Origin of the sequence: Campylobacter sp. 2014D-0258, from assembly GCF_008000495.1 — a bacterium.
GTDB lineage: Bacteria > Campylobacterota > Campylobacteria > Campylobacterales > Campylobacteraceae > Campylobacter_D > Campylobacter_D jejuni.
The window spans coordinates 40340-64426 of sequence record NZ_VOAR01000026.1 but is presented as its reverse complement, the minus strand read 5'-3'; the positions used below and the strand labels follow the sequence as shown (position 1 = coordinate 64426).

The window sequence follows — 24087 nt, the reverse complement described above, 5'->3', positions numbered from 1 at the left end:
ATGTCACAAGAATGTAAAGAATTGATAATATTAGTAGTTGAAGATGAGGTTAAGGCTAGAGAATCAATGATTAATATATTAAGCGAACGCTTTAGTAAAGTAATCGGAGCTCAAAATGGAGATGAGGGGCTTAAAAAATTTAAAAAATTTAAGCCAGATTTAGTTATCACAGATATTGCTATGCCTATTATGGATGGACTGGATATGGCAAGAGAGATTAAAGAAATTTCAGATGATGTTCCAATTGTTGTTCTTAGTGCGTATTCAGAGAAAGAGAGACTTTTGCGTTCTATTGATATTGGTATAGATAAATATTTGATTAAACCTGTTGATATAGAAGAGTTGTTTAAAGTTTTAGATTATCTGATAGGTGAAAAAATTGAAGCAAATATGCTTGTAAAAATTTCTGAAGAATATCAATTTAACAAAACTAAACGAACTTTAATTTACAGTGGTGAAGAAATTGTTTTAACTAAAAAAGAATTGGCTTTTATTTCTTTGCTTTTAAAGCAACCTGGGGCTTTGGTTTTGCATGAAGATATTAAGAAAAATGTTTGGATAGGTGAACATGTGAGCGATACTGCTGTTAGAACTTTTATAAAAAGAGTAAGAGATAAAGTGGGTGAAGATTTTATAAAAAATGTGCCAAGTTTAGGTTATAAGATAAATATCAATAAATAAGACTGATTTAACCTTAAAATATAAAGCATAACAAATGATTAACAAAATTGTTGTTTTTAAGAAAAAATGTATAATTAATATTCTATAATATTCTCTTGTTATCAAAAATTTTAAGGAGAAAGTCGATGCATCCAGGTAATGTATTAAATTACGACTATACGGTTACAAGATATTTTATGTTTGCGACCATATTGTTCGGCATTGTTGGTATGGCTATAGGAACTCTTATAGCTTTTCAAATGGCATATCCTAATTTAAACTATTTAGCAGGAGAATATGCCACTTTTTCAAGACTTAGACCACTTCATACTTCGGGTGTGATTTTTGGTTTTATGCTTTCAGGGATTTGGGCAACTTGGTATTATATAGGTCAGCGTGTTCTTAAAGTGAGTATGGCTGAGTCAAGATTTTTAATGGCTGTTGGTAAGCTTCATTTTTGGCTTTATATGCTTACTATGGTTTTAGCTGTTATATCTTTGTTTATGGGTGTGACTACATCTAAAGAATATGCAGAGCTTGAGTGGCCTTTAGATATTCTTGTTGTTCTTGTTTGGGTTTTATGGGGTGTAAGTATTTTTGGACTTATTGGAATTCGCCGTGAAAAAACCCTTTATATTTCTCTATGGTATTATATAGCTACATTTTTAGGTATAGCTATGCTTTATCTTTTTAACAACATGGAAGTACCAACTTATTTTGTTACTGGAATGGGTAAATGGTGGCATAGTGTATCAATGTATGCAGGAACAAATGATGCTTTAGTACAATGGTGGTATGGACATAATGCTGTGGCATTTGTATTTACTGTGGGTATTATTGCTCAAATTTATTACTTCTTGCCAAAAGAAAGTGGTCAGCCGATTTTCTCTTATAAACTCTCTTTATTTGCATTTTGGGGCTTAATGTTTGTTTATCTTTGGGCAGGTGGTCACCATTTGATTTATTCAACTGTACCTGATTGGATGCAAACTATGGGTTCGGTTTTCTCTGTAGTATTGATTTTACCTTCTTGGGGTTCAGCGATTAATATCTTGCTTACTATGAAAGGTGAGTGGAGTCAGCTTCGCGAGAGTCCGTTGATTAAATTTATGATTTTGGCATCAACTTTCTATATGTTCTCAACACTTGAAGGGCCAATTCTTTCAATTAAATCTGTTAATGCTTTAGCACACTTTACAGATTGGATTCCAGGACATGTTCATGATGGAACATTAGGTTGGGTAGGATTTATGACTATGGCTGCGCTTTATCATATGACTCCTAGAGTTTTCAAAAGAGAGCTTTATAGCAAATCTTTAATGGAAGCTCAATTTTGGATCCAAACCACAGGTATAGTTCTTTATTTTGCTTCAATGTGGATTGCGGGTATTACTCAAGGTATGATGTGGAGAGCGACAGATGAGTATGGTAACTTGCTTTATAGCTTTATTGATACTGTTGTGGCTATTGTTCCTTATTATTGGATTAGAGCGATTGGTGGATTGTTGTATCTTATCGGTTTCTTTATGTTTACTTATAATATTTACAAAACAATTGCTTGTGGAAGAGTGCTTGATAAAGAACCAAAAAGCGCTTCGCCTATGGCAGCATAAAAAGGAGAAAATATGTTTAGTTGGTTAGAAAAAAATCCATTCTTTTTTGCTGTAGCTGTTTTTGTAGTGATTGCTTATGCAGGCATAGTTGAAGTTTTACCAAATTTTGCAGAAAATGCAAGACCAATTGAAGGTAAAAAACCTTATACGGTTTTACAACTTGCAGGGCGTGCAGTATATATTAAAGATAGTTGTAATGCTTGTCATTCACAGCTTATTCGTCCATTTAAATCAGAAACAGATCGTTATGGTATGTATTCTGTAAGTGGTGAATTTGCTTATGATAGACCTTTTCTTTGGGGCTCAAAAAGAACAGGACCTGATCTTGCTCGTGTAGGAAATTATAGAACAGCTGATTGGCATGAAAATCATATGTGGGATCCTACTTCTGTTGTTCCAGATTCTATTATGCCTTCATATAAGCATATGTTTAAAAATAATGCAGATATTGAAACTGCTTATGCTGAGGCTTTAACTGTGAAAAAAGTTTTCAATGTTCCTTATGATACAGAAAATGGAACAAAACTTGGTTCTTGGGAAGATGCGCAAGCTGAAGTAAAAGCTGAAGCTCAGGCTATAGTTGATCAAATGAAAAATCAAGAAGTAAAAGATGCTTTTGCTAAAGGTGAAATCAAAGAAATAGTTGCTTTGATCGCTTATTTAAATAGCTTAAAGTAAGATGATGGAACATTTATCAATAGTTTTTGATGTGATTAAAAATTTAATCACATTTGATTTAGCAACAGTTCAAAAACATGAGTGGGAGATTTTCCAAGGTTATGGTTTTTTTGTACTCGTGATGTTTTTGTCAATAGTATTATATGCGTATTGGTATCATTTATATAGAACAGAAAAAAAGGGCGAGAGAAATTATGAAAATTATGCAAATCTTGCCTTAGAAGATGATATTGATGATAGTGTATTAGAAAGTAAAAGGAGTGCTTAATGCAATGGTTAAATTTAGAAGATAATGTTAATCTCTTATCTTTAATTGGAGCTATTCTTATCATTTTAATCACACTAGTTATTGTGGGTAGAATGTTTAAGCAAATGAAAGAAAAAAAAGGCGAGTCAGAGCTTAGTGAACATAGTTGGGATGGAATAGGAGAGTATAAAAATGCTGTTCCTACTGGTTGGGCTGTGGTATTTTTCCTGACTATTGTTTGGGCTATTTGGTATTTTCTATGGGGATATCCTTTAAATTCTTTTTCAAGTATAGGTCAATACAATGAAGAAGTAGCAACTCATAATACAAAATTCGAAGAAAAATTTAAAAATTTATCTCCTGAAGATAAAATAGCGATGGGTCAAAATATCTTTTTAGTTCAGTGTTCAGCTTGTCATGGAATTACAGGCGATGGTATCAATGGTAAAGCTCAAAATTTAAATATTTGGGGTAGTGAAGAAGGTATAATCAATGTAATTAAACATGGTTCAAAAGGTATGAATTTTCCAGGTGGAGAAATGCTTGGTGCTGCTGATTTAGGTGTGGCAGAAGAAGATATCCCTGCTATTGCTGCTTATGTGGCGAAAGATCTTTCAGCTATTAAGAAAACTGCAAATGAAAATTTAGTAGCAAAAGGTAAAGAAGCTTATGCAACTTGTGCAGCATGCCATGGAGAAGATGGAAAAGGTCAAGATGGAATGTTCCCAGATCTTACAAAATACGGTTCTGCAGCTTTTGTAGTAGATGTTTTACATAGTGGTAAGGCTGGTTTTATAGGAACAATGCCGAGTTTTCCAACACTTAATGATATTCAAAAAGAAGCTGTTGGCGAGTATGTAATTTCTCTTTCAAGGGGTGAATGATGGAAAATAATAATAGATGCGTGTTTTCTCTTTCAGGTGTTACAGGTATGTTAATTGCTACGGTTTTGTTACTTGCTATCTTAGTAGTTTTAACTATTTGGGGTCTTAAAGCTCAGCAAGAAGTGATGCAAAAGCCATATAGTCTTAAAGATGTACAAAGTGTAAAGATGTTTGGTTCAAAAGAACAAGATCATAGAAGTATAAAGGAAGCACAATGAGTAAGGCTTTGGAATATTTAATTGTTATTGGTTTAGTTGTTGCTGCTGCAATCACCGCTTGGTCGGTTTTGACCGTAAATCATCTTCATATAGGATGAAAAAAATATTACAAGATGGCTTTTTTTTAGCCATCTTCTTCTTTGTTTTATTGCCTTCTAGGGTTTTTGCTCTTGATGCTGTACTTTTTAATGAAAATATTTTAAGTCAAAAAGTAAGTAATGAGATTAATCTTATAGGAAAAGAGCTTTACCAAAAAAGTAATATTTTTATCGGTGTTATGGTTGGTGATAAAACTGAAATTGAAACTTTATTAAATAAACAAAAAGAACTTCCTCAATCTTATATATTGCTTCTTTTGTCGAAAAATTCTCACAAAGTTGATATAGTGGGCTCAAAAGGTGCTTTAGCTTTGATTGATAAAGAAGCTGTGCTTAGTCCTTATCCTGGAACAGGATCTATTTTGCCGATATTAGCTACAAATAAAGGTGATATTTATAATGCTGCTATACTTAATGGTTATGCAGATATTGTAGATCGTGTGGCAAAATCCTTGGGATTACAATTAGAACATTCTATAGGTAATGCAAATCGTGATACTATCAATATCTTAAGAATACTTATCTATGGATTTATTTGCTTTGCATTGTTATACTATGCACAAAGAAGAATAAAGAGGAAAAAAAATGTTAGAAACTAAAAAAAGTTTTTGGCCTTATGGTATTTTGCTTTCACTTTTGGCTATAATTATTGCTTGTATTGTAACGATTTTTATAGCAAGTCACCATCCTGTGTATGAGGATGATTTTTATTTTGACTCTTATCAAAATGTTGAAAATAATTACAATCAAATACAAAAACAACAAGTAAATTTTGATAAATTTTTTAAAGTAAATTTTCAAAATGATAAAATCACTTTTATTGGTAAAAGAAAAATTCCTAGTTATGAAGTGGATCAAAATTCCTATGTTGCAAATTTTAAAATTTCTGCATTACAAAATATAAATTCTGATGATTTAAAAGTTCAAGCTCTTCTTACAAGACCATTCACTAAAAATTTTGATCAAAAGTTAGAAGGACAAGTTAAAAATGGAATTTTAAGTATCGCTTTACCTAAACTAGATAAAGGTAGATGGGAGCTTAAGCTAAAGTTTTATGCAAATCAAGAAACAGTGGGTTTTTTTAGCTACGAATTAAATGCTCAATGAAATTAAGAATTTTTAGTTCTTCAAGACAAATTAGAGAGTATTATAACCAAAAAAAACAGCAAAATGCCTTATTAGATAGTGCTATTCATATAGGTGAATTTTTAGATAAAGTTTGTTTGAGCAATTTTCATAAGGCAAGTTCTTATGAAAGCTTGCTTTTAATGCAAGAAGCTTGTCTAAAAAGTAAGGATTTAGAAAAAAAACTAGGAATTTCGGTAGAATTTTTTGCTTTTTTGAAAAATAACGAATATCTTTTTTCTTTTTTTAAAGAACTTAGTTTAGAAAAAAAAAGCATAGAAGATCTTAAAAACAATGATTATTATGCTACCTATAATGAACATTTGGAAATTTTAGATGAGGTATATAAGAATTATCTTGCTTTGCTTGAAAAGAATTCTTTTTATGATGATCTTTCTTTGCCTAAAAATTACACTCTTAATAAAGATTTTTTAGATGAGTATGAAGCTATAGTTTATGATTTGCAAGGTTTTTTGAGTAAATTTGAAGAAAATTTATTAAGTGAAATTTCTCAGATTAAAGAAGTGGTTTTAAGTTTTAAAACGAGTAAATTTAATCTTGAATATCTTTTAAAACTTGATTTTTTAAAAATATTTGATTTAAAAATAAACACTCATTATGAAATCAATCTTTCAAAACAAGAGATCTTAAAAGAAGAAATTTTTAAAACAAAAAATTCAAAAATTAAACTCAAATCTTTTGAATTAAGGGCTTTGCAATGTGCTTTTGTTATGGATGAAATTTCACATTTTGTACGCAAAGGTTTAAAGCCTGAAAATATTGCAGTTATAACTCCAGATGAAAGTTTTTGTGAGTTTTTAAGACTTTTTGATAAAGACAATATGCTTAACTTTGCAAGTGGAATTAGTATTAAAGAGAGTTTGTTTTATCAAAAATTTCAAGCACTTTATGAAAGTGCTAGTAGTGCTTCTTTTATTTATAAAAATCAAGAGGATTATTTTGAAGACACGCAGATGATTTTTGATTATCACAATACGCTTTTACATTCTTTAAAACTTGATTTTATAGAGTTTAAAAAGTATTTTGATGAGAAATGTGATTTTGAATATTTTGAAAAATTACTTGCTTTGTTTTTAGAAAATGAAAAGCAAGAGCTTATTTATTTGATACGAAAAGAACTTTATTTTATTAAAGATTTATTGAAAAATCAGTCTTTAACTCTTAAAGAGTTGATCCATCTTTTTTTCATGCAAATTTCACAACTTTCCCTTAGTGATGTAGGTGGAGGTAAGGTTACGGTAATGGGACTTTTAGAAAGTCGTGGGCTTTGTTTTGATGGAGTGATTTTGGTTGATTTTAATGAAGAATTTATTCCTAAAAGAAGTATTAATGAGCTTTTTTTAAACAATGAAGTGCGTAAAAAAGCAGGATTGATTAGCTATGATAGAAGAGAAAATTTACAAAGATTTTATTATGAAAGCTTGATGAAGAATGCTTTAGAAGTAAGTATTTGCTTTGTGGAAAATGAAGAAAAAAGCAAATCACGTTTTTTAGATGAACTTGATTTTGACTTTTTTTATGAAACTCATATCCACCAAAAAGCTTATCTTAATGCTTTAAAATTAGACTATGAAGGCATAAAACCTAATCTAACTCCTATAAAAGCTCCTATTTTAAAGCATAATCCTTTCGAGTTTCCGCTTTCTTTTAGTCGTTTTAATTTATTGGAAAATCAAAAAAGAACTTATTATTATCGTTATATTTTAAATTTAGCAGAACCTAGGGTTTTAAGCGAGGAAAGCAAAGCGAAAAATCAAGGAAATTTTATCCATAAAATGCTTGAAATTTATTATAAAAATTATTCAAATAATGATTTTGATATAAAAGTTTTTGCAAATTTATTGAATAAAGAATATCAAAAATACAATATCAGTGAACTTGATCTTGAAGTATTTAAATTAAAATTTATACAATTTGCTAATAATGAAAAAGAGCATTTTTCAAAAGGCTTTTATGTCGCACATACAGAGCTTGAGTTAAACAATATTTTAAAGCTCGGAACAGATAGTATAAAACTTAAGGGTACTATAGATCGTATCGATAGTTCAAAAGAAGGTAATTTGATTATTGATTATAAAAGTGGAAAAGTGCCAAGTAATTCTTATCAACTTGCTTTTTACCAAGCTTTATATGATGAAAATGCAAGTGTGGGTTTTTATGATTTAAATAGTATGCAAATATTGCATCAAAAAGCCAAAAGTTTAGATGAGCTAAGAGAAAGACTTAAAGATTTAGTTCTTATGAGTAAGGAAGAAATAGAGTTTGAAAATGAACAAGATGAGTATTGTCCTTATAAACTCATTTATAAAAAGGAATTAAAATGAGTCAATTTGAGCCTTTTTTGGCATTAGAAGCGAGTGCAGGAAGCGGAAAAACCTTTGCCTTGAGTGTGCGTTTTGTAGCACTTATTTTAAAAGGAGCTAGGATTAATGAAATTTTAGCTTTAACTTTTACCAAAAAAGCTGCTAATGAAATGCAAAAAAGAATTATTGAGACTTTTTTAAATTTAGAAAAAGAAAATAAAACCAGTGAATGCAATGAACTTTGCAAGCTTTTAGGTAAAGATAAAGAAGAGCTTATTTCTTTAAGAGATGCTAAAAAAGAAGAATTTTTAAGAACAGAGTTAAAAATTAGTACTTTTGATGCTTTTTTCGGAAAAATTTTGCGTGTTTTTGCTTTAAATTTGGGCTTAAGTAGTGATTTTACAATGAGTGAAGAGAGGCTTGATGTAAGAGAGATTTTTTTAAAACTTCTTAAAAAAGATGAATTAAAAGATTTGGCTTATTACATTAATTTAGTTGATGAGAAAGAAAATTTTTTTAACGAGCTTGAAAAATTTTATGAGAATGCTTATTTTCAAAATCGTCCTAAAATTCCAAATCCATCTAAAGCTTATATCAATAAAGCTTATAGTGAGTTAAGAAGTTATTGTTTGGGTCTTACTCATGTAAAAAATTATAAAAATTTGTGTGACAATTTTAAAAGTGAAGTTTTAGATTTATCTGTATTTATGCAATCAAGTTTTATGACAAAATTTGAAAGTACAAAATATTTGCAAGATTTAGAAAGCACTAACTTGCATTTTAGTGCAAAAAGAATGGAGCTTATAAATGCTTTAAATACTTATGCCATAGAGCTTGAAAATTATAAAATTGCTAATTTAATGAATCTTTTAAATCATTATAGTGAAGCTAAAAATATATTTCATAAAGATAAAAATACTTTAAATTTCCAAGATGTGAGTAAAAAAGTTTATGAGCTAATAACTAGTGAATTTAAGGATATGATTTATTTTCGTTTAGATGGTTTTATTTCGCATTTGCTTATTGATGAATTTCAAGATACAAGCGTGATCCAATATCAAATTTTACGCCCTTTGATTACTGAGCTTGTTTCAGGAGAAGGAGTTAAAAAAAATCGCACTTTTTTTTATGTAGGAGATAAAAAACAAAGTATTTATCGCTTTCGTAAAGGAAAAAAAGAATTATTTGATTTGTTAAAACAAGAATTTAGTCAAATTAAAAGTGATAGTTTAAATACTAATTATCGTTCTAAAGAGCTTTTGGTTGATTTTGTTAATGAAACTTTTAAAGAAAAAATCAAAGATTATAAAGAGCAATTTGCCTTAGAAAGCAAAAAAGGCGGTTTTGTGCGTATTGTGGAATCTAAAGAACAAAAGGTTAAAAACCAAGCCCAAGAAATCAAGGAAAAAACTTTAGAAACCTTATTTGAGCAAATTAATTTTTTAAGATCTAAAAATATTTCTTATGATGATATTTGTATTTTGTGTTGGAAAAATAGTGATGCAGATATGGTTTTGGATTTTTTAAGAGAGCAAAATGTTCCTGCATTTACTCAAAGCAATGTTTTACTTGAAAATAAAGCAAGCGTAAGACTTGTTTTAGAATATGCTAAATATTGTATTTTTGGCGATGAATTTTACTTGGTATTTTTAAAAGAACTTTTAGGTTTTGAGCCCAGAAAAATTACCCTTGATTTTTCAAAAAATACTATGGAAAATGTACTTTTTTTAATAAAGGAATTAAAACTTGATTTAAATGATATAGCTTTAATACAATTTATCGAATATGCTAAAACTAAGGAGAATTTTTTAAAGCTTTTATTTGAGCCTTGTACTTTGAAAATAGTAAGCGAACAAAATATGGGAATTAGTATTATGAGTGTGCATAAATCTAAGGGTTTGGAATTTGATCATGTGATTTTGCTTGATAGTTTATCTAAAAACAATTCAAACAATGAAGATATCATGCTTGAATATGATATCAATCAAGGTTGGCAACTCCATATTAAAGATAAAATTCGAGAGCTTACTAAAGAGCCTATTTATACCCTTTTTAAAGAAAATATTACAAGAGCGAATTATGAAGATGATATTAATAAACTTTATGTGGCTTTTACAAGAGCTAAGGAAAGTTTGATCATCATAAAAAGAAATGAAGAAAGTGTAAATGGAAATTATCCAAGTTATTTTAAGGGGGGATTTTTAAATATACATTCTCAAGAGAGAGGTTTTTTAGAAAGCAAAGAACAAATTTTAAGCGTTAAAAAAGAAAGCATTCAAACTTTGCAAAAATTTGAAAAAATTAGCCCACAAGAAGTTCAAAGTGAAGAAAAGCTTGATAGTAAAGAGCTATATTTTGGAAATGCTTTTCACTTTTTTATGCAAAATTTAAAACTTCCTAAGGGTGAAAATTTTCAAATACTTACTCAAAGATGCAAGAGTAAATTTAGACATTTTTTAGATGAGAGTGATTTTGAAAAGCTTTTTAAAAGAATTGAAATTTTACTTAAAAATATTCAATTTCAAAATTTGATTGGTGATGGAAAGCTTTTAAAAGAACAAGCTTTGAGTTTTAATGGAGAAATTAAACAATTAGACTTGCTTGCTTTAAAAGATGAAGAAGCTTTTATAATTGATTATAAAACAGGTCTTGCTATGCAAGATAAACATAAAGAGCAGGTAGGAACTTATAAGATCGCCATTAGTGAAATTTTGCAAAAAGATAAAGTGCGTGCTTTTATAGTTTATTGTTTGGAAAATGAAATTCAAATTTTGGAAATATAAACTTTATTTTTACTTAAATTAAGTAAAAATTAATATTATTTTTTATACAATCACATTTTAAATTTTTGGCAAAGGTAAAAAATTATGACAAAGATAACAAAGCCAAACGAAGTAAAACGAGAATGGATTGTTTTAGACGCAGAAGGCAAACGCTTTGGTCGTCTTTTAACTGAAGTAGCAACAATTTTGAGAGGTAAAAACAAACCTTGCTTTACTCCAAATGTTGATTGTGGTGATTATGTAATTATCATCAATGCTTCAAAAGCTGTATTTACAGGTGCTAATAAAGCAGAAGATAAGCTTTATCATAGACATTCAGGATATTTTGGAAGTGTAAAAAGCGAAAAATTTGGTGATTTACTTGAAAAAAATCCTGCAAAATTATATAAATTAGCAGTTAGAGGTATGCTTCCTAAAACAAATTTGGGCAGAGCTATGCTTAAAAAATTAAAAATCTATGCGGGTAGTGAGCACCCACACACTGCGCAAATTGCTAAAGAAGGAAAATAATCATGGCAACAACATACGCAACAGGTAAGAGAAAAACTGCTATCGCAAAGGTATGGGTAAAACCAGGTAGTGGTAAAATTAGTGTTAATGGTGTTGATTTAAACACTTGGCTTGGTGGACACGAGGCGATTAAGCTTAAAGTGGTTCAACCTTTACTTGTGACTAAACAAGAAACTTCAATGGATATTAAAGCAACCACTTTAGGCGGGGGCTATAGTGCTCAAGCTGAAGCTTTAAGACATGGAATTTCAAGAGCTTTAGCAGCTATGGATGCTGATTTTAGAGCCTTATTAAAACCTAAAGGACTTCTTACTAGAGATAGTAGAACTGTTGAGCGTAAAAAATACGGACGCCGCAAAGCAAGAAGAAGCCCACAATTCTCTAAACGTTAATATTTTTGGTGGGATTTTCCCACCTTTCTACAATTTTTTATAAAACTCATCCTTTTTTCTATCATTTATGATATAATTGTAAAAATTTAAATTTTTATTTTATAACACAATGAAAGGTTTTTTCTATGAAAAAAATATTCTTATGTTTAGGTTTGGCAAGTGTTTTATTCGGTGCTGATAACAATGTAAAATTTGAAATCACTCCAACTTTAAACTATAATTACTTTGAAGGTAATTTAGATATGGATAATCGCTATGCACCAGGTGTTAGACTTGGTTATCATTTTGACGATTTTTGGCTTGATCAATTAGAATTTGGGTTAGAGCATTATTCTGATGTTAAATATACAAATACAAATAAAACTACAGATATTACAAGAACTTATTTGAGTGCTATTAAAGGTATTGATGTGGGTGAGAAATTTTATTTCTATGGTTTAGCAGGTGGAGGATATGAAGATTTTTCAAATGCTGCTTATGATAATAAAAGCGGTGGATTTGGACATTATGGCGCGGGTGTAAAATTCCGTCTTAGTGATTCTTTGGCTTTAAAACTTGAAACTAGAGATCAAATTAATTTTAATCATGCAAACCATAATTGGGTTTCAACTTTAGGTATTAGTTTTGGTTTTGGTGGCAAAAAGGAAAAAGCTGTAGAAGAAGTTGCTGATACTCGTCCAGCTCCACAAACAAAATGTCCTGTAGAACCAAGAGAAGGTGCTTTGTTAGATGAAAATGGTTGCGAAAAAACTATTTCTTTGGAAGGTCATTTTGGTTTTGATAAAACTACTATAAATCCAACTTTTCAAGAAAAAATCAAAGAAATTGCAAAAGTTTTAGATGAAAATGAAAGATATGATACTATTCTTGAAGGACATACAGATAATATCGGTTCAAGAGCTTATAATCAAAAGCTTTCAGAAAGACGTGCTAAAAGTGTTGCTAATGAACTTGAAAAATATGGCGTAGAAAAAAGTCGCATCAAAACAGTAGGTTATGGTCAAGATAATCCTCGCTCAAGCAATGACACTAAAGAAGGTAGAGCGGATAATAGAAGAGTGGATGCTAAATTTATTTTAAGATAATGAATAAAACTATTTTATTTGATTTAGATGGCACTTTAATTGATTCTACTGATGCTATTTTAAATTCTTTCCAAGGAGCTTTTAAAGCCCTTGGATTAACTTCTAAAAATAATGAAGAAATCAAAAATCTCATAGGTTATCCTTTAGAGCAAATGTTTAGAATGCTTTATCCAGATAAAGTAAATTTAAGTAAAGAATTTGTATTAGCTTATCGTGAAATTTATGCACAAATTTATTTAGAACAAACCACTCTTTTGCCTAAAGCAAAAGAAGCATTAGAACTTGGAAGCGAAATTGCAGATCTTGGTATAGTTACAACAAAAGGAGGTAAATTTACTCCGATTCTACTTGATTATTTGGGAGTTAAAAAATTCTTTAAAACTTTAATTACTCTTGAAGATGTCACAAATCCAAAGCCAAGTTCCGAACCTATAATTTTAGCTTTAAAAAGACTCAATAAAACTCAAGAAAATGCCTATATGATAGGCGATACAATATTAGATATTCAAGCTGCAATTTCTGCTAATATCACTCCTTTGGCCTTAACTTGTGGTTATGGCAATGAAAATGAATTAAAAACCCATTCTATGGTATTTTTAAACGCATATGAGGCTGTTAATTATATAGCTAGATTAAACTAATTTCAAGTTTTCGTTAAACGCCTTTTAAGAGAATTTATAGTAAATTGATAGCTAAAAAATTATAAAAATTATCAATATAAAGGAAGGTCTCAATGGGTAAAATTATGAAAACTATGGACGGAAATGAGGCTGCTGCATACGCTGCGTATGCTTTTACTGAAGTTGCTGGAATTTATCCTATTACACCTAGTTCTCCTATGGCTGATTACACCGATATGTGGGCAGCTGCAGGCAAAAAAAATCTTTTTGGAGTTCCTGTAAAAATCGTAGAAATGCAAAGTGAAGCAGGTGCTGCAGGCAGTGTGCATGGATCTTTACAAGCTGGGGCTTTGACTACAACTTATACGGCTTCTCAAGGATTACTCCTTAAAATTCCAAATATGTATAAAATAGCAGGTCAATTGCTCCCCTGTGTAATCCATGTAGCAGCGCGTTCTTTGGCTGCTCAAGCTTTGTCTATCTTTGGCGATCATCAAGATATTTATGCGGCAAGACAAATTGGTTTTGCTATGCTTTGTTCGCATTCTGTGCAAGAAACTATGGACTTAGCTGGTGTAGCACATTTAGCTGCGATTAAGGGAAGAGTGCCATTTTTGCATTTTTTTGATGGTTTTAGAACAAGCCATGAAATTCAAAAAGTTGAAGTAATGGATTATGCGCATTTTGATAGATTATTAGATAGAGAAGCTTTGCTTGAATTTAGAAATAATGCTTTAAATCCAGAAAATCCAAAAACACGTGGAACAGCACAAAATGATGATATTTATTTTCAAACTAGAGAAGTAAGCAATCGTTTTTATGATGCTTTGCCTGATGTTGTTAATGAATATATGCAAGAAATTTCAAAAATCACAGGTAGAGAATATAAACCATTTACTTATTATGGTCACAAAGAGCCAGAGCGTGTGATTGTTGCTATGGGTTCTGTAACTCAAGCACTTGAAGAGGTAGTGGACTATCTTAATGCTAAGGGTGAAAAAGTAGGGATTTTAAAAGTTTATCTTTATCGCCCATTTAGTTTAAAATATTTCTTTGATGTTATGCCAAAATCAGTGAAAAAAATCGCGGTTTTAGATAGAACCAAAGAACCAGGAAGTCTCGGAGAACCACTTTATCTTGATGTAAAATCAGCTTTCTATGGAAGAGAAAATGCTCCTGTTATAGTGGGTGGAAGATACGGACTTTCTTCAAAGGATGTTGATCCTGCTCAAATGATAGCAGTATTTGAAAATCTTAAACTTGATAATCCAAAAGATGGCTTTACTGTAGGTATAGTTGATGATGTAACTCATACTTCACTGAGTACTGGAGAGAAAATTTCACTTGGAGATGAAAGTACGATCGAATGTTTATTTTACGGACTTGGTGCTGATGGAACTGTGGGTGCAAATAAAAACTCGATTAAAATTATCGGTGATAAAACGGATTTTTACGCTCAAGCTTATTTTGCTTATGATTCTAAAAAATCAGGGGGTTATACAAGAAGCCATTTAAGATTTTCTAAAAAACCTATCCGTTCAACTTATCTTGTTTCAACTCCGCATTTTATCGCTTGTTCAGTAGCGGCTTATTTGGAAATTTATGATGTTTTAGCAGGAATTCGTAAAGGCGGAACTTTCCTTTTAAATAGTATTTGGAATGCTGAAGAAACTATAAGACAACTTCCAGATGCAGTAAAGAAAACTTTAGCTGAAAAAGAAGTAAATTTTTATATCATCAATGCAACCAAACTAGCTCGTGATATAGGTTTGGGAAATCGTACAAATACCATTATGCAATCAGCTTTTTTCAAACTTGCAAAAATCATTCCTTATGAAGACGCACAAAAATACATGAAAGAGCTTGCGTATAAATCTTATAGTAAAAAAGGCGATGCTATTGTAGAAATGAATTACAAGGCTATTGATGTGGGTGCTGATGGACTTGTAAAAGTTGAAGTGGATCCAAATTGGAAAAATTTAGAGCTTAAAGAAAAAGAACAAACCAATGCCTATAAAGGCACTGAATTTGTTGAAAAAATCGTAAAACCTATGAACGCAGCTAAGGGTGATGATTTACCTGTTTCAGCCTTTTTAGGTTATGAAGATGGAAGTTTTGAACATGGCACAACCGAATACGAAAAACGTGGTGTTGGGGTTATGGTACCAAGATGGATAGAGGCAAATTGTATTCAATGTAATCAATGTGCTTCAGTTTGTCCACATGCTGTTATCAGGCCATTTTTGATTAATGATGAAGAAATGGCAAATGCACCTCGTGGTGTAAAAGATCATGCTTTAGAAGCTAAAGGAACCAAAGGAGAAAAATTAAGCTTTAAAATTCAAGTTTCTCCACTTGATTGTACAGGCTGTGAGCTTTGTGTTCATGAGTGTCCTACTAAAGAAAAATCTTTGGTTATGGTACCACTTCAAGAAGAGATGGATTTTGGTGAGCAAGAAAATGCGGATTATTTATTTAAAGAAATCACTTATAAAGATGATATTTTAAATAAAGAAACCACAAAAGGAGCACAATTTGCCCAACCTTTATTTGAATTCCATGGGGCATGTCCTGGATGTGGGGAAACTCCTTATATTACTTTAATTACAAGATTGTTCGGTGAAAGAATGATTGTGGCTAATGCTACAGGATGTAGTTCTATTTATGGGGGTTCAGCTCCATCAACTCCTTATAGAAAAAGTGTGAAAAATGGACATGGTCCTGCTTGGGGAAATTCACTTTTTGAAGACAATGCTGAGTTTGGTTTGGGTATGAAAATTGCAACTGAAAATACAAGACACCGCATTGAACATATCATGAATGAAAGTATGCAAGAAGTTCCAAATGCTTTATCAGCCCTTTTTAAAGATTGGATTGCAAATAAAGACAATGGTGCTATGTCTGTGGAAATTAAAGATAAAATGATCCCTATTTTAGAGCAAAATAAAAATATTAAAGCCGTACAAGATATATTAGAGCTTAAACAGTATTTAAGTAAAAAATCTCACTGGATTTTTGGTGGTGATGGTTGGGCTTATGATATAGGCTATGGCGGACTTGATCATGTTTTAGCAAGTGGAGAAAATGTAAATATTTTAGTGCTTGATACAGAAGTTTATTCTAATACAGGCGGTCAAAGTTCAAAATCTTCTAGAACAGGAGCTGTAGCACAGTTTGCAGCAGCAGGCAAACCTATACAGAAAAAAGATCTAGGTCAAATTGCTATGACTTATGGTTATATTTTTGTAGCACAAGTAAATTCAACGGCAAATTATACTCATCTTATCAAAGCTATCACTGCAGCTGAGGCCTATGATGGACCATCTTTGGTGATTTGTTATTCTCCTTGTATAGCTCATGGTATTAAAGGTGGGCTTGGTTATTCAGGAGAGCAAGGTGAGCTTGCTACAAAATGTGGTTATTGGCCACTTTATACCTTTGATCCTCGTTTAGAAGAGCAAGGAAAAAATCCTTTAACTCTAACAGGAAAAGAACCTGATTGGGATTTATATGAGCAATTTTTGATGAATGAAGTGCGTTATAATTCACTTAAAAAAGCAAATCCTGAACACGCTGCTGAGCTTTTTGAACGCAATAAAAAAGACGCTCAACGTCGCTATAGACAGCTTAAGCGTATCGCTATGGCTGATTATAGCAATGAGGTTGAAAGCTGATAAAATATATTTTTAGTGCTACATTGTGTTTTAGCACTTTGTTTGCACAAGATAATTTTGAAGAGTACTTTAAACTTATAGATAAAGAAAATCGCATAAATTTTAATACTCTTCAAAACCCATTTGTGAATCCTACTTTTGAAAAATTAAGACATATTAAAATTACTGCAATTATGCTTGATAAAGTAAAAATTTATGATCGATGGTATAAAAAAGGTGATATGATTGATGATGCTATAATACATGAAATAAATACTAAAGAGATTAAATTCCAATATGATAATTTAGAAATTGCAATCCAAATAAATAAAAATGATAAGATTAATATTAATTAACATTCTTTTTTGCCATTATCTTTATGCTTTAGATTGTCAAAAGCGTCTTTTTGATATCAGTATTAATGAAAAATTAAGCATACAAGAAAGTCTTGATGAGCTTGCAAAATATTGTTCTTTTAGTATTATTGTTAAAGATAAAATTGCCAAAGAAAAATTAGAAACATTGCAAAACTCTGTCAATATTCATCAAATGAGTTTAGACGAAATTTTTAATTTTTTTATCAAAGAGCATGATCTTAGCTATGATTTTGATGGTAAAATTTTAAGAATTTCAGGCATTAATACGAAGATTTTTAAGATAAGTTATATCACTTCTATCAGAGAAGGACAAAGCATAACTAAAGCGTCTGTAGACGCTAAACCAAGGCAAAGTGAATATAGCGGTAGTTTTGATGACGCAGAAGACAATATGATTAAAAGTATGGAAAAATTTGATTTTTGGCAAAATATAGAAAAAGAGATTATTGTATTATTAAAAAATTCTCATGAAGATTATGAGGCTAAAACTCCCATTATAAATCCCAATGCAGGTCTTATTATAGTAACTGGAACAAATTCTCAGTTAAAAAGTGTGAAAAATTATTTGCAAAAACTAGAAAATCGTCTTAAAAAACAAGTTATTATCGATGTTAGCATACTTGCTGTGAGTTTAAATGAAAGCCATTCTAGTGGGATTAATTGGCAAAATTTTAATATAGGTTTAAATTCACAAGTAAATAATGAAAATTCTTTTATTCAGTTTCAAAATGGGCAAGGTTTTGTTAAGAATTTGGGTTTAAGGGCGAATTTAAATTTTGATTCTATTATTAACTTTCTTTCTCAAAATGGAAAAACTAGCGTGCTTTCTAATCCAAAGCTTATGGCTTTAAATAACCAACAAGCCATTATTTCTGTAGGCGATACTATAAATTATCAAGTTAAAGAAAGCTCTAAAGGCACTGAAAATGGGACTACTGTTAGTGAAAGTTATAACAATTATTCTATTTTTGTAGGCATTTTACTCAATATCTTGCCTGAAATTTCTGATGATGGAAAAATAATGCTTAGGATTAATCCAAGCTTAAGTGATTTTAAGTATCCAGAAGATAATAAACGACAAAAAGAACCAAGAACTATTGCTCCTGATACCATACAAAAAAAGCTTTCTAGTGTTGTGCAAGTAGAGAATAATCAAACTTTAATTTTAGGTGGATTGATTTCTCACGATAAATCTAATGAGAAAAATTCTATCAATTTTCTATCAAAAATTCCAATCCTAAGTTCTTTGTTTAAAGGAGAAGTTTTAAATTCTAAAGCAACCGAAATTGTTTTTATTATCACTCCAAGTATAGTAGATAGTGTAAACGCTCCAAGTCTTAAAGATCTAGGATTTAAGCATTATGAGTAAAATTATTCCATTTAGAGAAGAAATTTTTCATCAAATCAATCAAATTTTAGAAAGCCAAAAAGCTTTTATTTTTTTATGGGGAAAAAGTGGTAGCGGTAAAAGTGTATTGTTGCAAAGATTGGCAAAAAAATATAATGTTGATTTTATTAATGAAAATTTTAAAGATCAGAGTTTCTTAAAAGAAAAAATTGAGTTTTTGATTTCACAAGGTCAGAGTTTAATCATTCTTGATGAAGTAGGAATGTATGATTATGCAATGCTAGAAAGCATTAGGATTTATAGTGATTCTATAAGTTTTGTTTTAAGTTCTCATAAAAAGTTAAATATACTTAAAAAAGAGCATTTTAAAAGTCGTTTAAGTGCTTGTTTTGAATTGAAAAATATTAGTCTTTTAGAGCTTGATGATTATATTAAATTGAAATTCGGAATGAATTTTTCAAATAAATGTCTTAAGTTTTTACAAAAAATTTCTCAAGGAAATTTAAGATATATTGATAAAACTTTAAAAAGTTTTTATGAGATAAATAGTTTTTTTGATAAAAATAAAAGTCAAGAGTATATTTTAAAGCTTAGTGCTTTAGAGAATGGCTTATTAAGGTAAGATATGCAAGAAAGAATTAAAGAGCTTGAGCTTAGGTATAAATACTTTTTACTTAAAAAATATTTAAAATATTTATTGTTAGTTATTTTAATATCAGTTATAGCATTTTGTTTTTTTGTGCTAATGCAAAAATATAATAAGCAAAAAAATATTTATTTGCAAGCTATTGAACATAAAAAGCATTTAGAGCAAAAGATTCTTCAAGCGCAAATTTTACAAGAAAAAAATAAGATTTCTAGGGAAAAGTTATATAAAGAACTAGAAGAAGTTAAAGCGGTGCAGGAAAATACACATATTAGTAAGATAGAAATTGATTCTAAAATTTTAAATATTTCTGATTTAAAAAAATCTTTTTATCAAAATCCAAGCTATGAAAAGGCTTTAAATTTAGCTAAGAAGTATTTTGATATTAAAGCTTATCAAAAGACAATATTTTGGGCTTTAAAAGCCAATGAACTTGACAAGAAAAAACAAGATTCTTGGCTGATTTTTGCTCAGGCTAAAAGAGCTTTAGGCGAAGAAAAAGAAGCTCAAAGTGCTTTAGATGCTTATATAAATTATTATGGTTTAATGGAATTAGATGGAAAGTAGAATGGATAAAATTTTTCAAGCTTATATTGATAATGAAATAAGTCTTGATGAAATTTGCACTAAATTTAATATCACTTCTTGGGATTTTTTTAAAAAATTAGCAAATTTTTGTAATTTACATTTTGTTGATTTAGATGAAGATAATGATTTTATTTATGAAGGTATACCTTTTTCTTTACTTTTAAAATTTAAATTTCTGCTTATTAAAAACAATGACGGCTTTATGATTATTAGATCCAAACCTTGTTCTTTAGAGCTTTTAGAGCAAGTTAAGACTTTTATGATTTGTGAAAAAATCGACACTGCAATTGCCGATGAATTAAAGATAGCTAAAATTTTAAATCAAATTCGCATTCAAGAGGAGATTAAAAGATTAAGCATTAAGCTTAGACTTGAATGGCAAGAAAATCAAAAAAGAGATGATCAAAGTTGCATCAGTCAAATTTTTGATTTTTTATTACATGAAATTTTATCTTTTCATGTGAGTGATATTCATATAGAAGCAAGGAATGATGACGCTTTGATTAGATTTAGGGTTGATGGAATTTTGCGTGAATTTGCTATTTTTGAGAAGGATATTTATGAAGCTTTGGTTTTTCATGTCAAATTTTTAGCTTGTTTGAATTTAGCTGAATCAAGAAAAACACAAGATGGAAGTTTTGAATTAGATTTTGAAAATGAAAGATATGATTTTCGTGTTTCATGTTTGCCTTTGATTTATGGCGAAAGTGTTGTTATAAGAATTTTGAAACATGATAAAGAAATTTTGGATTTGTATAAACTAAATCTTGGAAATAAAAATTTAGAAATTTTAAAAAAGATTTTACATCGTCCCAATGGAATGATTTTATTAACCGGCCCTACAGGTAGTGGTAAAAGCACAACTTTATACGCGTGTTTAAATGAGTTGAAAAGTATTGAAAAAAAGATTATCTCCGCAGAAGATCCTATAGAGTATAAAATTCCTTTAGTGCAGCAAATTTTGCTCAATTCAAAAGTTGGAGTCGAGTTTAATAGTGTTTTAAGAGCAATTTTAAGGCAAGATCCTGATATTATCATGATAGGAGAAATTCGCGATGAAGAAAGTTTAGATATTGCACTTAAAGCTTCTTTAACAGGTCATTTGCTTTTAAGCACCTTGCATACTAATGATGCTCTTAGTACCATTGATAGGCTTTTGGATATGCAAGCAAAAAGTTACTTGATAGCATCAGCTTTGAGTCTTGTTATAGCACAGCGTTTGGTTAGAAAACTTTGTCCTTGGTGTAAGCAAAAAAGCAAAAAACATTATATTGAATTTGAAGGTGAATTTTTTGAACCAAAAGGATGTGAGCGTTGTCATCATAGTGGATTTTTTGGCAGAGAATTAATCGCTGAGTGCTTAGAGATCAATGAAGATTTAGCTTGTGCAATTAGGGAAAATCAAGATAAAACGATTTTAATGGAGCTTGCAAAAAAATATGGTTTTCAAACTATGTTTGAACAAGGTTTAAAAAAAGCCAAAGAAGGTCTTACAAGTATAGATGAGCTTTTAAGGGTTGTAAGATGAAATTTTATGAAGTAGAATTTCTTAAAAACAATCAAAATTATACAAAAACTATAAAAGCTGAAAATTTAAATACAGCACAAGCAAAAGCCTTATCAAAGAATTGGAAAATCATTGATATAAAAGAAATTCAAAAATCTAATTTTCAGAGATTAAAAGATGAAAATTTTATACTCTTTTTTAAAGAGCTGGCTTTGTTGTGTGAAGTTGGATTAAGTGTTCAAGAAGCGATTAGAGAATTATATCTTATGCATTCTTGCAAGATTATGAAAAAAATATTAGACAATTTAATTTTAGCTCAAAATCTAAATCAAGCTTTTGAAAATGCTAATTTTGGATTAAATCGTGCGGAGTTAGCCTTGATTAAAACGGCTGAAAAGACAGGAAAAATCAGCGAAGTGTTTAGTCAAATTTCTAAACTTCGAGAAAAAAGCTTAGAGAGTCAAAAACAATTAAAAAAGGCTTTTAGATATCCTACTTTGGTTTTTTTAAGTATTATCGGAGCATTTTTGTTTTTAATGCTTTTTGTAGTGCCTAATTTTAAAGATTTATTTGAAAATTTAGGCACGAGTTTGCCTTTTATCACGCATGTAATGTTAGAAATTTATAATTTTTTAGATGACTATGGAATTTTTTGCTTATTTTTGTTTGTTATTTTTATTGTTATGCTTATTTTAGCTTATAAAAATTTTCATTCTTTTGCTTTTTCTTGCGATTTTTTATTTTTAAAAATACCTTTGATTTCTCGTTTGATTATTTATAATCAAAATTATTATTTTTTTATGGTTTTTTCTTTGCTTTTAAAAAATGGAATTTCAATATCCAAAGCTTTTGATTTAGCTATTATAGGGCTTGAAAATAAATTTTTAATTTTTCAGTATAAAAAACTTTTTAATTTTATAGATTCTGGTCTTGAGTTAAGTCAGGCTTTTAAAAAGATTGATATTTTTGATTCTTTGGTATTTTCTATGCTTAGTGTTGCGATGAAAAGCGGAAGACTTGAAGTGTTAAGTGAAGAAATTGCCAAATATTATCAACAAAAAAGCGAAAATTTAATGGATAGATTTTTGATTTTTTTAGAGCCTATGATGACTTTATTTGTGGCGCTTTTAGTTTTGTTTTTGGCTTTAGGTATATTTTTACCTATGTGGGAGCTTAGCTCAGGGGTCAATTTTAACTAAAATAATCCCAAGCTACTTTAATGATAGTGGCTCCTACAACGATTAAAAATAAAGTTTTTATAAACTTTCCATTAGTTTTTAATACAAGTTTTGAGCCTAAATAAGCTCCTAAAACTTGTCCTACGCCCATAAGCAAGCCTACAGCCCATAAAAGTTCGTATTGCCATAAAAATATAGCAAGAGCAATGATATTACTAGTGAAATTTAAAATTTTAGTATTAATGCTTGCTTTTCTCATATTAAAACCTAGTAGCATCACACAAGCAAAAATCCAAAATGAACCCGTTCCAGGCCCTAAAAATCCATCATAAAATCCTAAAGTTAAGCCACAAATTAAATGAAAAATTTTGATATTTTTTATTTTAGGTTCGCTTTCGTGTTTGCCTAAGTTAGGACGTAAGGCTGTATATAAGAAAGTAAGAGTTAAAAAGATTAAGATAATAAGCTTTAATTGCTCATCTTTTACAAAAAGAACACTATAACTTCCTATAGCTGCTCCTAAGGCTGTAAAAAAAACACCCCAAGCAAGATGAGGTAGAGTGGTGGATTTAAAATAAGTTAAAGTAGCCGTAAAAGAACCAAAGACGCTTTGGAGTTTGTTTGTTGCTAAGGATAAATGCGCAGGAATTCCACAGGCTATGAGTGCTGGTAGAGTAATAAGCCCTCCTCCACCTACAATAGAATCTATAAAACCAGCAAAAAGAGCTACAAAAAAAAGTATGAAATAATAAATTGTATCTAAGTGCTCAAAGCCCATTTTTCACTCCTTAAATTTGTCAATTTCCTTACTTTGCCCTAAACGATAGAGTGCAAAGTCATATTTTATAGGATCATTTGCATCTAATTTTTTTAAATTTTGCGTGAGTTCTAAAACACTTTTATAATCATATATTTTACGCTTTAGAAGTCCTAAAGTCAAGGAAATTTTATGTGTATGTGTATCAAGTGGAATTAAAAGATCTTTGGTGTGAATTTTGGTAAAAAGTCCAAGATCAAGTTCATCTTTTCTAACCATCCATCTTAGATACATATTATAGCGTTTAAGAGGTGAAGTAGGGGTGTTTTGCCAAATTTTTCCAAAGAAAAAATCATACCCATAACTTGAATATGAATTTAAGGTTTTGATTTTTTGCATAAAAGCTAAGATGGCATCTGTGGTATTTTCTCTTTCTTGATAGGCTTGATAAAAAAGTTCGTAGAGTGAAATTTCATTTTTAAGTCTTGAAAGAGTGATAAAAATTTCTTGTATATCTTTCTCATTTTGGAAGCGGTATTTTAAATTTTTAAGTTCTTTTTTTATTTGTTTTTCTTGAAGGTTTAATAAAGAAAAATCAAGTTTCTTTAGAAAATTTACTATATTTTTAGCATTTCCATAGGCAAATAAAGCACAAATTAAGGCAATAAATTCATCATTGTGAATTTTAGTAATTTGCAAAGGATCTGGAGTTTCAAAAAGGGAATGATTGGTATTTTTTTGATTGGCTAAAAAATCAAGCTTAGCTTTAAGATGGATAAAATTTTTCATTTGATAT

The 24087-nt window shown here is 29.9% G+C and carries 24 protein-coding genes; 22 read left to right on the top strand and 2 right to left on the bottom strand.

The annotated features are described in order from the left end of the window. The 22 genes from bumR to SR62_RS07240 all read left to right on the top strand — a co-directional run bounded on the left by bumR (position 1) and on the right by SR62_RS07240 (position 22555). The gene (gene bumR / locus SR62_RS07345) at positions 1-681 is read left to right on the top strand and encodes a butyrate response regulator transcription factor BumR (protein WP_002858876.1); all 681 of its coding nucleotides are present in this window, start codon (positions 1-3) and stop codon (positions 679-681) included. 125 nt (positions 682-806) lie between these two features. After that, positions 807-2273, top strand: a complete 1467-nt coding sequence (ccoN, locus tag SR62_RS07340) for a cytochrome-c oxidase, cbb3-type subunit I (protein ID WP_002860335.1) — start codon at positions 807-809, stop codon at positions 2271-2273. Positions 2274-2285: 12 nt separating this feature from the next. Beyond that, complete coding sequence (ccoO, locus tag SR62_RS07335; RefSeq protein WP_002855439.1) at positions 2286-2951, top strand: cytochrome-c oxidase, cbb3-type subunit II; 666 nt, start codon at positions 2286-2288, stop codon at positions 2949-2951. A gap of 4 nt (positions 2952-2955) precedes the next feature. Continuing rightward, positions 2956-3219, top strand: a complete 264-nt coding sequence (locus SR62_RS07330) for a cytochrome c oxidase, cbb3-type, CcoQ subunit (protein WP_002869792.1) — start codon at positions 2956-2958, stop codon at positions 3217-3219. After that, a complete protein-coding gene (locus tag SR62_RS07325; RefSeq protein WP_002851306.1) occupies positions 3219-4082 on the top strand; it encodes a cbb3-type cytochrome c oxidase N-terminal domain-containing protein in 864 nt (287 codons plus the stop codon). Before SR62_RS07330 ends, SR62_RS07325 begins: the two co-directional genes overlap by 1 nt. Then, positions 4079-4300, top strand: a complete 222-nt coding sequence (locus tag SR62_RS07320; protein WP_072224426.1) for a DUF4006 family protein — start codon at positions 4079-4081, stop codon at positions 4298-4300. Before SR62_RS07325 ends, SR62_RS07320 begins: the two co-directional genes overlap by 4 nt. Next, the gene (locus SR62_RS07315) at positions 4297-4398 is read left to right on the top strand and encodes a hypothetical protein (RefSeq protein ID WP_002858872.1); all 102 of its coding nucleotides are present in this window, start codon (positions 4297-4299) and stop codon (positions 4396-4398) included. The genes SR62_RS07320 and SR62_RS07315 overlap by 4 nt, the downstream gene beginning before the upstream one ends. Continuing rightward, complete coding sequence (locus SR62_RS07310; RefSeq protein WP_002851454.1) at positions 4395-4997, top strand: hypothetical protein; 603 nt, start codon at positions 4395-4397, stop codon at positions 4995-4997. The genes SR62_RS07315 and SR62_RS07310 overlap by 4 nt, the downstream gene beginning before the upstream one ends. After that, the gene (locus tag SR62_RS07305; protein ID WP_002877447.1) at positions 4984-5505 is read left to right on the top strand and encodes a FixH family protein; all 522 of its coding nucleotides are present in this window, start codon (positions 4984-4986) and stop codon (positions 5503-5505) included. The genes SR62_RS07310 and SR62_RS07305 overlap by 14 nt, the downstream gene beginning before the upstream one ends. Beyond that, complete coding sequence (locus SR62_RS07300) at positions 5502-7868, top strand: PD-(D/E)XK nuclease family protein (protein WP_100621310.1); 2367 nt, start codon at positions 5502-5504, stop codon at positions 7866-7868. The genes SR62_RS07305 and SR62_RS07300 overlap by 4 nt, the downstream gene beginning before the upstream one ends. Continuing rightward, the gene (locus SR62_RS07295; protein WP_147502328.1) at positions 7865-10630 is read left to right on the top strand and encodes a RecB-like helicase; all 2766 of its coding nucleotides are present in this window, start codon (positions 7865-7867) and stop codon (positions 10628-10630) included. Before SR62_RS07300 ends, SR62_RS07295 begins: the two co-directional genes overlap by 4 nt. Positions 10631-10714: 84 nt before the next feature. Continuing rightward, complete coding sequence (rplM, locus tag SR62_RS07290) at positions 10715-11140, top strand: 50S ribosomal protein L13 (protein ID WP_002779321.1); 426 nt, start codon at positions 10715-10717, stop codon at positions 11138-11140. A gap of 2 nt (positions 11141-11142) precedes the next feature. Next, on the top strand, positions 11143-11532 hold the full coding sequence (gene rpsI / locus SR62_RS07285) for a 30S ribosomal protein S9 (protein WP_002851459.1): 390 nt from the start codon (positions 11143-11145) through the stop codon (positions 11530-11532). A gap of 125 nt (positions 11533-11657) precedes the next feature. Continuing rightward, entirely contained in the window at positions 11658-12617 is a 960-nt protein-coding gene (gene cadF / locus SR62_RS07280) for a fibronectin-binding outer membrane protein CadF (RefSeq protein WP_002892440.1), read from the top strand. Then, positions 12617-13258: an HAD family hydrolase gene (locus tag SR62_RS07275; RefSeq protein WP_002872339.1), complete on the top strand. Its 642-nt coding sequence runs from the start codon at positions 12617-12619 to the stop codon at positions 13256-13258. The genes cadF and SR62_RS07275 overlap by 1 nt, the downstream gene beginning before the upstream one ends. Positions 13259-13350: 92 nt before the next feature. Next, positions 13351-16911, top strand: coding sequence for a pyruvate:ferredoxin (flavodoxin) oxidoreductase (gene nifJ / locus SR62_RS07270; RefSeq protein WP_002877436.1), 3561 nt, complete (start codon positions 13351-13353; stop codon positions 16909-16911). A gap of 23 nt (positions 16912-16934) precedes the next feature. Continuing rightward, the gene (locus tag SR62_RS07265; protein WP_002862131.1) at positions 16935-17246 is read left to right on the top strand and encodes a hypothetical protein; all 312 of its coding nucleotides are present in this window, start codon (positions 16935-16937) and stop codon (positions 17244-17246) included. After that, complete coding sequence (gene mshL / locus SR62_RS07260; RefSeq protein WP_002892437.1) at positions 17224-18636, top strand: pilus (MSHA type) biogenesis protein MshL; 1413 nt, start codon at positions 17224-17226, stop codon at positions 18634-18636. Before SR62_RS07265 ends, mshL begins: the two co-directional genes overlap by 23 nt. After that, a complete protein-coding gene (locus tag SR62_RS07255; RefSeq protein ID WP_002862129.1) occupies positions 18629-19237 on the top strand; it encodes an ATP-binding protein in 609 nt (202 codons plus the stop codon). Before mshL ends, SR62_RS07255 begins: the two co-directional genes overlap by 8 nt. Before the next feature lie 3 nt (positions 19238-19240). Continuing rightward, positions 19241-19828 (top strand): hypothetical protein, encoded by a 588-nt coding sequence (locus SR62_RS07250; RefSeq protein ID WP_002892435.1) that lies wholly within the window; start codon positions 19241-19243, stop codon positions 19826-19828. Beyond that, positions 19818-21377, top strand: a complete 1560-nt coding sequence (locus SR62_RS07245) for a GspE/PulE family protein (protein ID WP_032604002.1) — start codon at positions 19818-19820, stop codon at positions 21375-21377. The genes SR62_RS07250 and SR62_RS07245 overlap by 11 nt, the downstream gene beginning before the upstream one ends. Further along, positions 21374-22555, top strand: a complete 1182-nt coding sequence (locus tag SR62_RS07240; RefSeq protein WP_147502327.1) for a type II secretion system F family protein — start codon at positions 21374-21376, stop codon at positions 22553-22555. The genes SR62_RS07245 and SR62_RS07240 overlap by 4 nt, the downstream gene beginning before the upstream one ends. Here SR62_RS07240 and SR62_RS07235 read toward each other — a convergent pair. Continuing rightward, the gene (locus SR62_RS07235) at positions 22548-23312 is read right to left on the bottom strand and encodes a TSUP family transporter (RefSeq protein ID WP_002855301.1); all 765 of its coding nucleotides are present in this window, start codon (positions 23310-23312) and stop codon (positions 22548-22550) included. The genes SR62_RS07240 and SR62_RS07235 overlap by 8 nt on opposite strands. A 3-nt stretch (positions 23313-23315) precedes the next feature. Next, on the bottom strand, positions 23316-24080 hold the full coding sequence (locus SR62_RS07230) for a TIGR02757 family protein (protein ID WP_002892429.1): 765 nt from the start codon (positions 24078-24080) through the stop codon (positions 23316-23318). Positions 24081-24087 lie beyond the last annotated feature (7 nt).

Bases quoted from the DNA above. Each gene is read 5' to 3' on its own strand.
- bumR (WP_002858876.1), top strand. From the start codon at position 1: ATGTCACAAGAATGTAAAGAATTGATAATATTAGTAGTTGAAGATGAG.
- ccoN (WP_002860335.1), top strand. From the start codon at position 807: ATGCATCCAGGTAATGTATTAAATTACGACTATACGGTTACAAGATAT.
- ccoO (WP_002855439.1), top strand. From the start codon at position 2,286: ATGTTTAGTTGGTTAGAAAAAAATCCATTCTTTTTTGCTGTAGCTGTT.
- SR62_RS07330 (WP_002869792.1), top strand. From the start codon at position 2,956: ATGGAACATTTATCAATAGTTTTTGATGTGATTAAAAATTTAATCACA.
- SR62_RS07325 (WP_002851306.1), top strand. From the start codon at position 3,219: ATGCAATGGTTAAATTTAGAAGATAATGTTAATCTCTTATCTTTAATT.
- SR62_RS07320 (WP_072224426.1), top strand. From the start codon at position 4,079: ATGATGGAAAATAATAATAGATGCGTGTTTTCTCTTTCAGGTGTTACA.
- SR62_RS07315 (WP_002858872.1), top strand. From the start codon at position 4,297: ATGAGTAAGGCTTTGGAATATTTAATTGTTATTGGTTTAGTTGTTGCT.
- SR62_RS07310 (WP_002851454.1), top strand. From the start codon at position 4,395: ATGAAAAAAATATTACAAGATGGCTTTTTTTTAGCCATCTTCTTCTTT.
- SR62_RS07305 (WP_002877447.1), top strand. From the start codon at position 4,984: ATGTTAGAAACTAAAAAAAGTTTTTGGCCTTATGGTATTTTGCTTTCA.
- SR62_RS07300 (WP_100621310.1), top strand. From the start codon at position 5,502: ATGAAATTAAGAATTTTTAGTTCTTCAAGACAAATTAGAGAGTATTAT.
- SR62_RS07295 (WP_147502328.1), top strand. From the start codon at position 7,865: ATGAGTCAATTTGAGCCTTTTTTGGCATTAGAAGCGAGTGCAGGAAGC.
- rplM (WP_002779321.1), top strand. From the start codon at position 10,715: ATGACAAAGATAACAAAGCCAAACGAAGTAAAACGAGAATGGATTGTT.
- rpsI (WP_002851459.1), top strand. From the start codon at position 11,143: ATGGCAACAACATACGCAACAGGTAAGAGAAAAACTGCTATCGCAAAG.
- cadF (WP_002892440.1), top strand. From the start codon at position 11,658: ATGAAAAAAATATTCTTATGTTTAGGTTTGGCAAGTGTTTTATTCGGT.
- SR62_RS07275 (WP_002872339.1), top strand. From the start codon at position 12,617: ATGAATAAAACTATTTTATTTGATTTAGATGGCACTTTAATTGATTCT.
- nifJ (WP_002877436.1), top strand. From the start codon at position 13,351: ATGGGTAAAATTATGAAAACTATGGACGGAAATGAGGCTGCTGCATAC.
- mshL (WP_002892437.1), top strand. From the start codon at position 17,224: ATGATAAGATTAATATTAATTAACATTCTTTTTTGCCATTATCTTTAT.
- SR62_RS07255 (WP_002862129.1), top strand. From the start codon at position 18,629: ATGAGTAAAATTATTCCATTTAGAGAAGAAATTTTTCATCAAATCAAT.
- SR62_RS07250 (WP_002892435.1), top strand. From the start codon at position 19,241: ATGCAAGAAAGAATTAAAGAGCTTGAGCTTAGGTATAAATACTTTTTA.
- SR62_RS07245 (WP_032604002.1), top strand. From the start codon at position 19,818: ATGGAAAGTAGAATGGATAAAATTTTTCAAGCTTATATTGATAATGAA.
- SR62_RS07240 (WP_147502327.1), top strand. From the start codon at position 21,374: ATGAAATTTTATGAAGTAGAATTTCTTAAAAACAATCAAAATTATACA.
- SR62_RS07235 (WP_002855301.1), bottom strand. From the start codon at position 23,312: ATGGGCTTTGAGCACTTAGATACAATTTATTATTTCATACTTTTTTTT.
- SR62_RS07230 (WP_002892429.1), bottom strand. From the start codon at position 24,080: ATGAAAAATTTTATCCATCTTAAAGCTAAGCTTGATTTTTTAGCCAAT.